Origin of the sequence: Rhizorhabdus histidinilytica (assembly GCF_900167915.1) — a bacterium.
GTDB classification, from domain to species: Bacteria; Pseudomonadota; Alphaproteobacteria; order Sphingomonadales; family Sphingomonadaceae; genus Rhizorhabdus; species Rhizorhabdus histidinilytica.
This window is the reverse complement of record NZ_FUYM01000007.1, coordinates 130,082-143,637: the sequence shown is the minus strand read 5'-3', so window position 1 is coordinate 143,637 and position 13,556 is coordinate 130,082. Positions and strand designations below refer to the sequence as shown.

Here is a 13,556-nt window from a genome sequence, read left to right as displayed (position 1 = left end):
CTTTCTCCCCGCGATCCGCTCCTGAAAGCGCGCAAAGCCGAACGGTTCGGGGCGGGCCGGCCGCGCTAGGATGGCGCCGGGACAACGGATCGGGAGGCATCCGGCATGGCGGAGCAAGCAACGGTACATATCCCCGGGCGGACCGCCCTCGTCACCGGTTCCTCGCAGGGCTGGGGGCTCGGCATCGCCAAGGCCTTCGCCCGCCGCGGCATCGACATGGTGGTCACCGGCGCGACCGCGGCCCGCGTCGCCGAGGCCGAGCGAGCGGTCCGCGCGGTAGCGACAGGCAAGGTCGCCGCGATCGTCGCGGACCTCGCCACGCGTGAAGGGTGCGAAACTCTGGTAGAGCGGGCAACGGCGGCGGTCGGCACGATCGAGATCCTCGTCAACAATGCCGGCAAGGTCGAGGCGGGCACCATCCTGGAGACGACCCCCGAGCAATGGCGCAGCGTCATGGCGCTGTCGCTCGACGCCCAGTTCCACATGACGCAGCTCGTCGCCCGCCGGCTGGTGGCGGAGGGCAAGGGCGGTCGCATCGTCAACATGGCGGGCGGCGCCGCCTTCTCCGGCATGACCAACTATGCCAGCCACGCCGCGTCGAAGGGCGGCGGGATGGGCGCGGTGCTGAGCTGGGCGCGCGAATTGGGGCCGCACGGCATCACCGTCAACGCGCTGGCCGGCCGGATCGAGACGGCGCAGTCGCAACCCTTTCTCGACCGCATACGCGCCGAGCTGGTCGCGAAAGGCCTGCCGCCGAAGACCAACCGCGAGCTGGGCTATTATCCGCCCGACGAGCTTGCGGCCGTGGCGGTCTGGCTGGCGAGCGAGGGAGCGGCGATGGTCAACGGCAGGATGCTCCACGCCTCGGGCCCCGAGCTGCAGATCTGGCGGATGGCGACGATCGAGAACGCGATCTACAACGCCGCCGAGCCCTGGACGCCCGAGCTGCTCGATCGCATCGGCCTGGCCGACATGCTCGCGCTCGGCCATGGGCTCGAGCCGCGGCGCCCGCGCGAGCCGATCGTTACGGTCCGCAAATAGCCGCGATCCTCAGGGGTCGGAGGGGACCGGCGACGAAGCCCCGCCATTCACGTCGATCACCGATCCTGTCATGTAGCTGGCGTCCTCGCTGGCCAGGAACACCGCCGCGCCGGCGATCTCGCGAGGCTCGCCGAGCCGCTTCATCGGGATCTTCTTGACGAAATCGGCGACGAACGCCTCCCGCACCGCAACGTCGGGAAAGGTCTTTTCGAGGATCTCGGTGTTGAACCCGCCCGGCGCGATCGCGTTCACCCGGACGCCATAGGGCGCGAAGCTGAGCGCCATCGCCTTGGTCAGCGTCTTGAGCCCGCCCTTCGACGACACATAGTGCGCGCGATTGTGGCTGCCGAAATCCTGCTCGATCGACGTGACGTTGATGATCGTGCCGTCCCGTCGCTCGGCCATGTGCCGGCCGACCATCTGGCTGCACAGGAAAGGCCCCCGCAGGTTGACGCCCATGACATGATCCCATTCCGCCACCGGCAGATCGAGGAACAGGCGCAGCGTGGAGAGGCCGGCATTGTTGACGAGGATGTCGATCCGCCCGAACGCCGCCAGCGCCGCGTCCACCATCTGCCGGACCGATTCCTCGCTGGCGACGTCGGTCTGCTGCGCGACGGCCCTGGAACCTGCCGCCGACAGCTCGTCCGCGACGGCGCGCGCCAGCTCGATGTTCATGTCGGCGAGGACGAGATCGACGCCTTCCTCCGCATATCGCCTGGCGATGGCCTTGCCGAGGCCGCTGGCGGCCCCCGTCACTATGGCGACCTTGCCCTTCAGCCTCATAACCCTCTCCTCTTGCGTGGGATCGCTTCAGCCCTGGAGACCGAGCAGCTTCTTGAGTTCCGGCCGGCTGACCTTCATCGAGATGGTACGCGGCAGCGCGTCCACCACGCGATAGTCGACGGGAACCATATAGGCGGGCAGCGTGCGGCGCAGGAAGGCATCGAGCTCGTCCGGCGCGGGCGCGACGGAGATACCCTCGGGCAGTTCGATCGCGGCGACGGGGACCTGACCCAGCCGAGGATCGGGCCGGCCGATCACCGCCGCGTCGCCGATCTTGGGATGCTGACGCAGCACCGCCGCCACTTCCTCGGGCAGCACCTTGAAGCCGCCGCGGTTGATCGCGTCGTCGGCCCGCCCGCGCAGGAAGATGAAGCCGTCGGCGTCGATCTCGGCGAGATCGTTGGTACGGATCCAATCGGGGCCGTAACGGTCGGACCTGATCTCGACCAGGCCGGTCACACCCGCTGCGGTCGGCGCGAAGCTCTCCGGATCGACGGTGCGGATCGCGACGTCGCGCCGCGCACGGCCGACGCTGCCGCGTTTGCTGTCCCTGAACGCGCGGTGGTCGTCGATCGTCCAGCCGGCCAGGCCGCCGATGAACTCGGCGGCGCCATAGTCGATCAGGATCGCGACGCCGAAGCGGCGCTCGAATTCGTCCTGCACCTCGGGCTCCAGCGGCGCGGTGCCCGACCGGATCGCGATCAGGCTCGACAGGTCGGCGGGGTCGACCTCCGCATCCAGCAGCATGCGGATCATCGCGGGCACGAGGCTGGCCGACTTCGGCTTGTATTTCCGCACCGCCGCCACCCATTCGGGGACGTTGAACTTCTCGAACAGCACGATCGGCCGCGCCTGGTAGAGCGCGAGCAGCAGGCCGAACAGGCCGCCGGCATGGCTGAACGGCTTGAACAGCAGCGCGGGCGAGCGCTTGAGCGCCAACGGCTCTTCCGCCTGTCCGAGCCGCTTCTGCTCGCCCGAGCGGAGCGAGGGAATGAGCACGTCCTGCCCGACAGGGATGCGCTTCGGCGCGCCGGTGGTGCCGCTGGTCAGCCGTTCGAGGACATGGTCCGGCGACGGTTCGCGATGCGGCCCCGGCCCCGGCCGCTCCAGCCCGGCGACGAAGCGGACCGCGAAGGGCGGGCCGGCGATCTCGATGCCGACGCTGCCTGCGGCGCGGGCGGCGTCGACCACGCCTTCGCCCGCCCAGTCGTCGCTATCGCCGATCACCGCCTTCAGCCGCTGTGCGGTGATGTCCTCACGGAAATTGGCGACCGCATAATTGGGCCGCAGCGGCACCACCATGCGACCGTTGGCGACGAGGGCGATGAAGCCCGCCACGGCCGCCGGCCGGTTACGCGCGGCCCAGCCGACCGGCGCCGACCGTTCGATACCCGCCTCGACCAGCAGCGCCTCGATCTCCGCGGCGGCGCGGGCGAGTTCCACCCAACGGATCGACTGCCCCTGATAGTCGACGGCGATCGCATCGGGCTGCAGCGACAGGACGGCGGCGAGCCGCTCGGCGAGGGTCTGGTCGGCATGGTCGGTCATGTCCTGCTCTTGCGCCAGCCGCCCGGCCCCGTCCAATCGGCAAGCACCATCATCCAAGGGCATCGGCCCTAGATCGCGCCTGTCCGACCAGCGCCATCAGATCGCTGCAATCGTCGAGCCGGTCGAGCGCCGCTACCATGTCGACGATGCGCTGCGCATCCCCGTCCGCAACGTGCGGGGCGAGGAGCTCGCGGAACTTGACGAGCAGTTCGTCGAAGCTCGCCGGGTTGAGATGATGGCCGCGCGGGATCGGTTGGTCGTGGGTGAGCACGCGGCCGTCGCGCAGCGCGACGGTCACCCGTCCGCCCAGCTCGGACGCGCCCGGCGCGACCTCCGCCTGTCGCACCTGGATACGGTCGCTGAGATCATGGATCAGCGGATCGCGCCAGGCCGCCGGATCGGAGAAGTCGACCAGCCCGGCCCGCCCGCGCGCGAAGATACACGACACCCCGAAGGCGAGGCTGAACTGCGCCCCGATCATGTCGGACGGATGGATGATCCCCGCGCCGTGCAGGATGGTGATCTCGGCGACGTCGGCGGTGATCCGCGCGATGTCGGCCGCCGCGATGCCATGCTCGCGCCGCAGCGCGTCGGCCGCCTGGATCGCGCCGTGGATCGTGAACACGGCCGGCGACAGCTTGAACATCGTGTCGCGGATGTGGAAGTCGCGCGTCCACAACGCCTCGGGATCGCCGTCGAAGCCGTCGGCGAACACCGGGAAGATACCGCGCTTGCCCTCGAAGATCGTCGACGGGCCGGTCAGCCCGTGTGCGGCAAGCAGCGCCGCCTCCGCCCCCGACCGCGAGGCCGATCCGGCATGGACGCGCTTCACTTCGCCGCCCGACTGGTCATATTCCATCGTGCCCGATGCCTCGGAGCCGGCGATGGCGAGCGCGTGGGTGGTGCGGCCGGCATCGAGCCCCAGCAGCTTCGCCACCGCCCCCGCCGAACCGAACGGCCCCTGCATCTTCATCGGATGCCAGCCGCGGCTGCGCGCCGCCTTGTGGATCGCGCCGCCGCCGAGCGCCATCGACTGGTAGCCGGCGACGATCGCGGTCAGCAGGTCGCGGCCATGGCGGCGGTCGCGCTCGGCGATGGCGAGCGCGGCGGGGATCACCACCGCGCCGGGATGCCCGCACAGCACATGGCTGTCATCATATTCCATGCTGTGGCCGAAGCTGCCATTGGCATAGGCGGCGTAGATCGGCGTCGTCCGCCCGCCGCCGACGATCGTCGCCTCCTCACGCCCGCCGAGCGCCGTGACATGGTCCAGCACCGGGCGGGTATGGGGCCATCCCGCGCCGACGATCTGGCAGCCGAGCTGGTCGAGCACGCATCCCTTGGCACGGTCGATCACCTCGGGCGGGATCGCCGCCGGCTCAAGCCCGGCGATCCAGGCGGCGATGCGCGGGGCGACCGATTGCATGGGCTTCTTCCTCAGGCCAGGGTGGCGAGCAACGCGCGCAGGACAGCGATCAGCGCGATCGGCTGGTCGATCATGACATGGTGATGCGCGTCGGGGATGATGACGAAGGGCGTGCCGCTGGGTGCCAGCGCCTGGTGCTCGGCCCAGATCTCGTCCGACACGGTGGTCGACAGCGCGCCGCGGATGAACATCAGCGGGCAGCCTGCGCGCGGGATCAGCCCGGACAGGTTGCTGCCCAACTCCGTCTTGTGCCGGATTTCCGGATCGGCGCTCCAGCGCCAGCCCTCACCCGCCCGCTCCAGCGCTTCGGCGGCGATCATGTCGAGCAGATAGCGGTTGCGCATCGGCTGGCTGGGCTGCAGCCGGAAGCGGGCGATCGCCTGCTCGCGGCTGGCATGGATGCGGCGCGGCGGCACCGGCTCGGCCTCCGCACCCCAGACGCTGCGCGTGGAAAGCCGGGCGTCGATCAGTACCGCCGCGCGCAGCCGATGACCGGCCGTCGCCGCGGTCAGCGCCGTCAGGATTCCGCCGAAGCTGTGGCCGACCATCACCGGTGCGACCGGCCCGTCGAACAGGCCGGTCTCCTCGGCGACGGCCTGCGCCTCCCGCACGAACAGCTCGGGGGAATAGGCATCGCGCCAGTCGGACCCGCCCATGCCCGACCAGGACATCGCGGTCACCCGGCGGTCATTGGCAAGAAAGGGCGCGATCGGCCGCCACCAGCCCATATGCGCGCCGTTGCCGGTGACCATCAGGATACCGGGCCGACCGCGATCGCCCCAGGCGAGCCATTCGATTCCGGCCCCCTCGACCGAGAGGCGGCCGCGTTCGTGCGGCTGCGCCATCGCCCAGTCGAACCAGTCCGGCGTGTCGGAGAATTCCTGCTCGACCGAGGTCATCCTTCAACCCCCAGGCAGTCCGCGCAAAGGCAGGAAATCCGGCAGGGCGTGCGTCGCCATGGCCGCCCCGCCGGACAGCGGCTGCTCCATGATCGTGGTCTGGCTGCGGCGGGCGAAACGCCAGCCCTCGCCTGTGCGCCGAACCTCGTCCTGATAGACGCCGATCATGTACAGCCAGCCATCGCCGCCGACCGGCTTCTTCAGTTCGGAAAACCACCAGCGCGCGGTCGCGCGGTCGCCGTCGATCTCGACGATGCCGCTGTGGATCATCTGGCAGAGAAAATCGCGCTCGCGCTGCAACCGGCGGTAACGCTTCAGGATCTTCTCGACGCCCTGCACCGGATCGCCATGGCCGGGCTTCTCGATGATCCCGTCGGGGGCGAACACTGCCGCCATGCCCTCCGCATCGCGACGGTTGACCGCGTCGGCGTAGGCGGCGGCGAGGCTGCGGACCGCCAGTTCGTCCTGTGCGTTCTGCATCGTCGTCTCCCTAATGCCGCTTGCCGATCAGCCGGTTGCCGCCCCGGAACCAATAGGCGCCGCCCTCGACGGGCAGGTTGACCCCGGTGATGAACCGGGCGTCGTCGGACAGCAGGAAGGCGACGGCGTCGCCGATCTCGGATGGCTCGGCGAAACGGCCAAGGATGGTGCCGGTCTTCTGCATCGCCTCGACCTCTTCCGGGGTCTTCCCTTCGACCGACTTGCGGAAGGTGGGGGACCAGGTGCTGCCCGGCGTCACCGTGTTCACCCGGATATTATGCTCGCCCACCTCCATCGCGGCGATCGCCCCGAGATGGATGAGCCCGGCCTTGGAGGCGCCATAGCCCCCCGTACCCGGTGTCGCACGCAACCCGGAGACAGAGGAGATGTTGACGATCGCACCGCCGCCGCCCTTGATCATCGCCGGGATGGCGGCCTTCATCGCCAGGAAGGGGGCCTCGCAATTCATGATGAAGTTCAGCCGGAACTCGTCGAGCGTAGTGTCGACGATCCGGCGCCCGCTGAAGCGGCCGGCATTGTTGACCAGCCCGTCGAGTCGGCCGTGCCGCTCCGCCGCCGCGGAGATGACCGCCTCGATCGCGGCCGGATCGCGCATGTCGAGCACGACGCCCTCGGCCGAGCCGCCCGCCGCCGCGATTCCGGCGACCACCGCATCGAGCGCTTCCCGACGCCGCGCGGCGACGATCACATGCCAGCCATCGCGACCCAGCCGCTCGGCGATCGCCTGTCCGACGCCCTGGCTCGCGCCCGTCACGAACGCGACTCGCCTGTCCGTCTCCGCCATCCCTCATCTCCCGCTTGTTCCACTGTTGTTGCCCCACCCGTCCTCCGGCCGACAAGATCAGCGATGGGCCGCATTGAGGACGGGACCTCATAGGCTTTGATGAGCCGATCGCCTGAATGGCGGCACCGGCGGTCATGGCCATGGGAAGGCATTCGCGGGATCAAGGCGCGATGAGCGAGACCTCCCCCCGCGCGATAAGCGGCTTCCGGCGCTGGTATGCGCTGGCGCTGCTGACCGGCATCTTCGCCGCCAACTCGATCGACCGCAACGTCATGGCGGTCGTGCTCGAACCGGTGAAGGCCGAGCTCCAGCTCAGCGACGCGGCGATGGGGACGCTGGTCGGCGCAGCGCACACGGTGGCGCTGGCGCTGTTCGTCATACCGATGGGCCTGCTGGCCGACCGGATCAACCGCGTCTGGCTGGTGTCGGGCCTGGTCATCCTGTGGAGCGCGCTGACCTCGATGGGGGCGCTCGCCAACAGCTATCTGTCGATGCTGCTGATGCGCGCCGGGGTCGGCGCCGCCGAGGCGGGCAGCCCGCCCGCCAGCGTCGCGCTGATCTCCGACATGTTCCCGGCCAAGCAGCGGCCGACCGCGCTCAGCACCTTCTACCTCGCCGCTGCGATCGGCACCGGCACGATCTTCCTGCTGGGCGGCTATGTCGCGCACCATTTCGGCTGGCGCACCGTGTTCATCATCGCCGGCGTACCCGGCCTCCTGCTCGGCCTGCTGCTGCTGACCACGGTGCGCGATCCCCGGCCGCCGGTCCGTCCCGCCGCCGGCGGCTTCGGCGGGTCTGGCCGCGACTTCCGGCTGCTGCTCGCCAATCCGGCGCTGCGCTGGACCTGCATCGGCGGTACGATGGCGTCGGTCGGGCAGGTCGCGGTGTTCGCCTGGTTGCCCTCCTTCCTGATCCGCGTCCACGGCTATTCGCTGATCGACGCCGGACTGGCGACCGCCGCCGCGGCCGGGCTGGGCAAGGGACTCGGCACGCTGTTCTGCGGTCCGCTCACCCGGCGCGCCGCGCGCGACCGGCGGGAGAAGCTGTGGCGCTATCCGGGCGCCGCGCTGATCCTGTCGGTGCCGCTGGTCTGGTGCATGGCCGGCGCCGGATCGGCGGCGATGGCGGCGACGCTCACCTTCGTGCTGGCGATGGCGCTGGGCAGCTGGGCGGGCCCGAGCGCGGCGATCCTGATGGCCGGGGTGGAGACCTCCCGGCGCGGGCTCGCCACCAGTCTCTATCATCTGTCGACCAACCTGATCGGCGGCTTCGGCGCGCTCGCCACCGGCGCGATCAGCGACTGGCTGGGCGGGGGCAAGGCGATCGCTCCGGCGCTAGCGATCACCGTCTCGGTCAACCTGCTGGCGGCGGGCGGGTTGTTCATGGCATGCAGGCGCCTGTCCACGATGCCCGAGGAAGAAGAACAGGCATGATCCCCGCCGCGCTGGCCCGCAACCTGGCCCTTCCAGTGATCGCCGCGCCGATGCTGCTGGTATCGGGGCCCGAACTGGTGATCGCCTGCTGCCGGGCCGGCGTGATCGGCAGCTTCCCCGGCGCCAACGCCCGCACGCCCGAGACGCTGGCGGCCTGGCTCGATCAGATCGGCGAGGCGCTGGCCGACGGCACGTCGGCGTCCTTCGCGCTCAACATCATCGTCCGCGAGACCGGGAGCGAGCGGCTGGCCGCCGAGCTGGCGCTGGCCGAACGGCATCGCATTCCGCTGATCATCACCAGCGTCGGCCATCCCGGCGCGGTCGTCGAGCGGGTCCATGGCTATGGCGGGCTCGTGTTCCACGACGTCGCGACCCTGCGCCACGCGGAGAAGGCGATCGACGCCGGCGTCGACGGGCTGATCCTGTTGACCGCCGGTGCGGGCGGCCACACCGGCAGCGCCAACGGCTTCGCCTTCGTGCGGCAGGTCCGCGCGATGTGGGACGGGATGATCGCGCTGGCAGGCGGCATCGGCGACGGCCAGTCCGTCCGCGCGGCCGAGGTGCTGGGCGCCGACTTCGCCTATATGGGCACCCGCTTCGCCGCGACGCGCGAATCGATGGCGCCGCCGGCCTACAAGGATCTGCTGGTTTCGCAGCGCATGGCCGATATCCTCGTCACCGACCGCATCTCGGGCCTGCCCGCGACCTTCATGCGCGGCTCGATCGCCGCCGCGGGGCTCGATCCCGACGACCTGCCTGCGCCGGTCGCCCGCTTCAAGCCCAACCTGCCCGAAGGCACCAAGCCATGGCGCGACGTGTGGAGCGCGGGCCATGGCGTCGGGAGCATCGACGACATCCCGCCGGCCGCCGAGCTGATCGCCCGGCTGCGGGCGGGATATGTTGCCGCCTAACGGCCGAGGAGGTCGGTGGTCAGCGTCGACCGCTCGGTGTGGCCGTAGACGGTCTCGCCGGCCCAGTCCCACAGCGTCACCCCCTGCCCCATCACATAATCGCCTTCGCGGCCCCAGATGCCGAAGCGGCGAACGTTGCGATCGCCGGTCCGGCCGGCCTGAATGGTGCGCCAGACGGTCGCGATGGTACGGCCGCGGATGACGTGCTCCCGCCCCGCCGCGCGCAGCCGCACAGTGATCGCCTCATCCTTCGGGGTGAGCGCGGTGAGCCAGCCCGATTCGAGGATTTCGGCGGGAACGATCCGTCCCTTGTCGAGAACATAGCCCTCGCTCCAGGCCGGCTCGGCCCTCCCCTCGGGCCCATCGCGGTCGGGGAAGCGTTCGAAGCCGAAGCCACGGCCGCTCGGGAACAGCGCCGTTTGCCAGCTATGGCCATGCCATCCCGCCATCCGCCGTGATCCGCGCCGATGGGTCCGCATCGCCATACCCGACAACCGGATCGGCGCCTCCTGCTCGATCGCGGCCCAGCCGGTGAAGCGGCAGAGCTGCTCATAACGGTCCTCGCCGAAGAAGCTCCTGGCAAAGACATTGTCCTTCATGCCGAGCGTCCCCAGCCGCCACGGCTCCGCCGCCGTCTCGACGTCGATGTGCAGCCGCACCACCGGACGCGATCCCTCGACGGGTCGGCCCCGCGCCAACTCGTCGGCGTCGGACAGCCGCATCGTGCCGAAGAAGTCGATCGTCCAGTGGCGGAAGGGTTCGATGCAGCTCATCACAAGGTTGGAGCCAGCCGGCGCACGCCTGGTGCTGCGGGTGCCATCGCCCCAACTATAATAGATGCGGCCGTCGGGCAGGGTCAGCCAGAAGCGCTCGGCGCGCAGCTCGTAGAAGTCCTGGAAGGCCTCGACATGGGTATAGCCATGCGCGCGGCCCTCTCCGTCAAAGAACCAGAAGGCATGGTTCTCGCCGAACAGCTCGGTGCCTTCGGGCTGCTCCATCAGCGCATGGTCCGCCTCGGGCGGCATGCCGCCGGCCGGATCGAAGTCCAGGGCATCGTCGCGCCACGTCGTCATGCCTCGGCTCCCTTTCACGCCTCGATCGCGTGTCCCAGCTCGCCCAGCATCGCCGCCGAGGCGGTCCACAAGGCGCGCGCCGTCTCACTGTCGGTGGCGTGCAGCTCATAGCCGCGCCAGGCATGCATGCCGGGTCCAGCGACCCGGCACAGGCCGCAATCCTCGAGCACGAGCCCGCCGACCCGGTCGAGTTCCGGGGAGACCGCCGCCCAGACCGAGGTCGCGGCGCCCTGACCCACCGTGCCGAACACCGAATCGACGGTGCCGACCCCACCGATCGCGTTCATCTCAGCCAATCGCTCGGGTGAATGGTGGCGCTGCAAGCCGGTCATGATCGATCCGGGCAGCACCGCATTGGCGAAGATGCCGCGATCGTGCCAACGCCGGGTCGCCTCGACCGCGAACAGGATATTGGCGCTCTTCGATTCGCCATAGGCGACGCGGTGCTGGATCTCGCGGCGGCGCCAGCCGAGATCGTCGAGACGCACAGGCCGCCCCTTGTGCCCCGCCGAGCTGAGCATCACGACCCGCGCGCCACGCACCGACAATCGGCCGAGCAGGCGATGGACGAGCAGGAAATGGCCGAGATGGTTCGTGGCGAAACGCGTGTCGAGGCCGTCGGCCTGGCGCTCGGCCGGCGTTTCGGACACGCCGGCATTGGCGATCAGCAGGTCGATGGCGGGTGCATCCAGTGCATCCGCAAAACGCTCGACATCGGCGAAATCCGACAGATCGAGCGGGAGCAGCCTCGCCCGCCCCCTGCCCGTCTCCTCCACCGCGCGCAACACCGCCGCACCGGCATCGAGGTTGCGCGCGGTAAAGACGACGTCGGCCCCCGCGAGCGCGAGCGCCCTCACCGTCTCCGCACCGAGACCGGAGGAGCCGCCGGTGACCAGCGCCACCTTGCCCCCCAGGTCGGCCTGCCGCGCTATGTCCAGTGCTTCCGCCATGGTCCTCGCTCCTCTCGTCTTGACGGGCTTTCAGGCGATGCCCTGGAAGATCTGGTTCTGCGCGCCCGAGCCATAGGCCCAGTCGCGCTGCGGCAAGGACGGCGCGGCACCGTCGAGCATCTCGTCGAGCAGGCGTTCGAAGCCCTCGCCGAACCCGGTCAGGCACGGGCCCGTGATCGAGCGCCGCTTCTCCGGATCGGAGATGTTGCCGCCCGCGAGGCCCGGCGCCGACCGGACGGTGAAGCGCACGTCTCGGCCGGCGCGCTCGCCGATCCGAGCGATCGTCTCCTGGCTGATCGCGACGTCGTCGCCGCACCAGTTGACGGTCAGCGGAGCGCGCCCGGCCGCGTCGAGCAGCGGCTCGATCTGGCGGATCATGTCCTCGCTGTGGATCGGACTGTGCGTGTCGGTCTCGCCGGGCAGGACGATCTCCCGCCCTTCGAGCACCGCCGCCACCTGCTTGCCGTAGAAGGCCTGGTGCGGCCCGAGCACCGTGTTGAGCCGGGCGATGGTGACCGGCAGGTCGTGGGTCCGCGCCGCGAAACGCGCCATCGCTTCCAACCCGACCTTGCATATCGGGCTGGTTGCCGCCGCCGCCGTGGCGCTGGGTCCCACCGGATCGCCCTCGCGATAGCGATGCCAGGGATCGGAATGGGCCAGATAGACTGCCGTCGAGGAGACGACGAGCGCGGCCTTCGCCGTGCGGCAATGGTTGAGGATCAGCCCGGCACCCTCGACGTTGACCCGCATCGCCTGCTCCAGCGCCTCGCGCGCTGCGCGCATCCAGGCGAAGTGGAGGACATAGTCGACATCGCCGGGCAGTTCGCCGAGGTCACCGCTGTCGAGGTCGGCGGCGCAGGGCCGGATGCCGAGCGCGGCGATCGCCTGGCGGTCGCGCGGATCGGTGAAGCGCGCCTGCCCCCACACCTCATTGTCCCGGGCGAGCGCCGCCGCGATCGGGATGACCGCCTTTCCGGTGACGCCGGTGACGAGAATCCTGCGGTCCTTCAGCATCGCCCTGCCCTCCTCAGTCGCGGCCCGAATGGAACCTGTCGATATAGACGGAGAAGCGATCGACGACCTGCCGCTCGCTGATCCCGTAGCGATCGAGTTGATGGTCATGCTTGCCGAAGCGACCACGCGGCTTCTCCACCAAGCGCGCCGTCAGCTTGGCACGATAGGCATCGGTGAACGGCAGCCCCAGCTTCGCATAGAGCGCCTCGATCGTGCCGGGGATGTCGCGCGAGAGGTCCGACTGGTAGACGTCGATGAACCGATCCTCGCCGATCGTCGCCCGCGCGGCCATAGCACGGTCGCAGGCTTCGGCCTGGAAGGCGAGCTGGGTCGGCCCGATCTCTAGCGGATCGACATGGGCCCCGGCCTGCTTCTCGCGCAGATTGGCCGACAGGCTGCACACCGATGAGATCGATTCGAGCGGATGGCGATGCGACCAGACGAAGCGCGTGCCGGGAAAGACCCGGTCGATGGCGTTGAGAGCGAACAGGTCGGGCGGCAGCTTGAGGCTCCAGAAATCGGCAGCTTTGGCCCATTGCAGCAGCTTCAGCACCTTGGCCAGATACTCGTAGCCAGGCGTCAGGTCCTGCTCCATCATCCAGGCTTCCCAGCTCGGCACCCGATAGAGCGTCGGCAGCTGGAGGTTAAGGAAAGTCAGGCCCATCAGGATGCCGTGCTCGGCGGGGTCGTCATAGTTGTTGGGCAGGATCGCCTGCCGCCAGGGCATCTCCCTGAACGCCTGCTCGAAGGCGGCACGGCTTTTCGCGAGGCGCGGATCGTCATCGCCATGGGCGCCGGCCTCGGGAGGGACGAGGCTGTTGCATTCCCATCGCGGGATCGCGCGCGCGGCGGGGTCCTCCGACAGATGCTGGGCGAAGGCGGTGGTGCCGCTGCGCGGCATGCCGGCCAGCAGCACGACGGGCGCCACTTCCTGTTCGAGCACCTCGGGATGACGGGCGATGAAATCCTCGATGCGCAGCCGCTCGGCAAGGCGCGAGAGGATCAGCGCCTCGGCCTTTTCGACGCCCTCCGGAGTCAGCCGCGCCTCCTCCCGGAGCGAGCGGCAGAAAATGTCCAGAGACTCGTCAAGCGGCGCGTCGCCATAATCGTTCAACCCGGTCTCGGCGCGGGCCCGCGCCTTCAGCTCTTCGGCGTCCAGCGCCATGTCACACTCTCCCCAAGTCCGTTCG

13 protein-coding genes are annotated in these 13,556 nt (G+C 69.7%); 3 read left to right on the top strand and 10 right to left on the bottom strand.

Annotated features, from left to right (window positions below; translation table 11 throughout):
* The first annotated feature begins 105 nt into the window (after positions 1-105).
* Positions 106-1,041 carry an SDR family NAD(P)-dependent oxidoreductase gene (locus B5X82_RS16250; protein WP_079649228.1) on the top strand — a complete coding sequence of 312 codons (936 nt, stop codon included), beginning with the start codon at positions 106-108 and terminating at the stop codon, positions 1,039-1,041.
* 9 nt (positions 1,042-1,050) lie between these two features.
* Here the strand turns inward: B5X82_RS16250 and B5X82_RS16245 are convergent, their stop codons facing one another.
* The 6 genes from B5X82_RS16245 to B5X82_RS16220 are packed head-to-tail and all read right to left on the bottom strand — an operon-like array spanning position 1,051 to position 6,985.
* The gene (locus tag B5X82_RS16245; protein WP_079649227.1) at positions 1,051-1,827 is read right to left on the bottom strand and encodes an SDR family NAD(P)-dependent oxidoreductase; all 777 of its coding nucleotides are present in this window, start codon (positions 1,825-1,827) and stop codon (positions 1,051-1,053) included.
* A gap of 27 nt (positions 1,828-1,854) precedes the next feature.
* Positions 1,855-3,375: a class I adenylate-forming enzyme family protein gene (locus B5X82_RS16240; protein ID WP_176152596.1), complete on the bottom strand. Its 1,521-nt coding sequence runs from the start codon at positions 3,373-3,375 to the stop codon at positions 1,855-1,857.
* A 49-nt stretch (positions 3,376-3,424) separates the two neighbouring features.
* On the bottom strand, positions 3,425-4,801 hold the full coding sequence (locus B5X82_RS16235) for an MmgE/PrpD family protein (protein ID WP_079649225.1): 1,377 nt from the start codon (positions 4,799-4,801) through the stop codon (positions 3,425-3,427).
* Positions 4,802-4,812: 11 nt separating this feature from the next.
* On the bottom strand, positions 4,813-5,700 hold the full coding sequence (locus tag B5X82_RS16230) for an alpha/beta fold hydrolase (RefSeq protein ID WP_079649224.1): 888 nt from the start codon (positions 5,698-5,700) through the stop codon (positions 4,813-4,815).
* A 3-nt stretch (positions 5,701-5,703) separates the two neighbouring features.
* Positions 5,704-6,180 (bottom strand): nuclear transport factor 2 family protein, encoded by a 477-nt coding sequence (locus B5X82_RS16225; protein ID WP_079649223.1) that lies wholly within the window; start codon positions 6,178-6,180, stop codon positions 5,704-5,706.
* Positions 6,181-6,190: 10 nt separating this feature from the next.
* Positions 6,191-6,985 carry an SDR family NAD(P)-dependent oxidoreductase gene (locus B5X82_RS16220; RefSeq protein WP_079649222.1) on the bottom strand — a complete coding sequence of 265 codons (795 nt, stop codon included), beginning with the start codon at positions 6,983-6,985 and terminating at the stop codon, positions 6,191-6,193.
* Positions 6,986-7,155: 170 nt separating this feature from the next.
* Here B5X82_RS16220 and B5X82_RS16215 point away from each other — a divergent pair, with 170 nt between their 5' ends.
* Entirely contained in the window at positions 7,156-8,418 is a 1,263-nt protein-coding gene (locus B5X82_RS16215; protein WP_176152595.1) for an MFS transporter, read from the top strand.
* Positions 8,415-9,329: an NAD(P)H-dependent flavin oxidoreductase gene (locus B5X82_RS16210; RefSeq protein ID WP_079649220.1), complete on the top strand. Its 915-nt coding sequence runs from the start codon at positions 8,415-8,417 to the stop codon at positions 9,327-9,329. The genes B5X82_RS16215 and B5X82_RS16210 overlap by 4 nt, the downstream gene beginning before the upstream one ends.
* Here B5X82_RS16210 and B5X82_RS26815 read toward each other — a convergent pair.
* Genes B5X82_RS26815 through B5X82_RS16190 form a run of 4 tightly spaced genes read right to left on the bottom strand, consistent with a single transcriptional unit; the run spans position 9,326 to position 13,531 of the window.
* Positions 9,326-10,402 carry a hypothetical protein gene (locus B5X82_RS26815; RefSeq protein WP_079649219.1) on the bottom strand — a complete coding sequence of 359 codons (1,077 nt, stop codon included), beginning with the start codon at positions 10,400-10,402 and terminating at the stop codon, positions 9,326-9,328. The genes B5X82_RS16210 and B5X82_RS26815 overlap by 4 nt on opposite strands.
* Before the next feature lie 14 nt (positions 10,403-10,416).
* On the bottom strand, positions 10,417-11,352 hold the full coding sequence (locus tag B5X82_RS16200) for an SDR family NAD(P)-dependent oxidoreductase (protein WP_079649218.1): 936 nt from the start codon (positions 11,350-11,352) through the stop codon (positions 10,417-10,419).
* A gap of 30 nt (positions 11,353-11,382) precedes the next feature.
* On the bottom strand, positions 11,383-12,366 hold the full coding sequence (locus B5X82_RS16195) for an NAD-dependent epimerase/dehydratase family protein (protein ID WP_176152594.1): 984 nt from the start codon (positions 12,364-12,366) through the stop codon (positions 11,383-11,385).
* A 13-nt stretch (positions 12,367-12,379) separates the two neighbouring features.
* Positions 12,380-13,531 (bottom strand): sulfotransferase family protein, encoded by a 1,152-nt coding sequence (locus B5X82_RS16190; RefSeq protein WP_079649216.1) that lies wholly within the window; start codon positions 13,529-13,531, stop codon positions 12,380-12,382.
* Between the last annotated feature and the right edge of the window lie 25 nt (positions 13,532-13,556).

Bases quoted from the DNA above. Each gene is read 5' to 3' on its own strand.
- B5X82_RS16250 (WP_079649228.1), top strand. From the start codon at position 106: ATGGCGGAGCAAGCAACGGTACATATCCCCGGGCGGACCGCCCTCGTC.
- B5X82_RS16245 (WP_079649227.1), bottom strand. From the start codon at position 1,827: ATGAGGCTGAAGGGCAAGGTCGCCATAGTGACGGGGGCCGCCAGCGGC.
- B5X82_RS16240 (WP_176152596.1), bottom strand. From the start codon at position 3,375: ATGACCGACCATGCCGACCAGACCCTCGCCGAGCGGCTCGCCGCCGTC.
- B5X82_RS16235 (WP_079649225.1), bottom strand. From the start codon at position 4,801: ATGCAATCGGTCGCCCCGCGCATCGCCGCCTGGATCGCCGGGCTTGAG.
- B5X82_RS16230 (WP_079649224.1), bottom strand. From the start codon at position 5,700: ATGACCTCGGTCGAGCAGGAATTCTCCGACACGCCGGACTGGTTCGAC.
- B5X82_RS16225 (WP_079649223.1), bottom strand. From the start codon at position 6,180: ATGCAGAACGCACAGGACGAACTGGCGGTCCGCAGCCTCGCCGCCGCC.
- B5X82_RS16220 (WP_079649222.1), bottom strand. From the start codon at position 6,985: ATGGCGGAGACGGACAGGCGAGTCGCGTTCGTGACGGGCGCGAGCCAG.
- B5X82_RS16215 (WP_176152595.1), top strand. From the start codon at position 7,156: ATGAGCGAGACCTCCCCCCGCGCGATAAGCGGCTTCCGGCGCTGGTAT.
- B5X82_RS16210 (WP_079649220.1), top strand. From the start codon at position 8,415: ATGATCCCCGCCGCGCTGGCCCGCAACCTGGCCCTTCCAGTGATCGCC.
- B5X82_RS26815 (WP_079649219.1), bottom strand. From the start codon at position 10,402: ATGACGACGTGGCGCGACGATGCCCTGGACTTCGATCCGGCCGGCGGC.
- B5X82_RS16200 (WP_079649218.1), bottom strand. From the start codon at position 11,352: ATGGCGGAAGCACTGGACATAGCGCGGCAGGCCGACCTGGGGGGCAAG.
- B5X82_RS16195 (WP_176152594.1), bottom strand. From the start codon at position 12,366: ATGCTGAAGGACCGCAGGATTCTCGTCACCGGCGTCACCGGAAAGGCG.
- B5X82_RS16190 (WP_079649216.1), bottom strand. From the start codon at position 13,531: ATGGCGCTGGACGCCGAAGAGCTGAAGGCGCGGGCCCGCGCCGAGACC.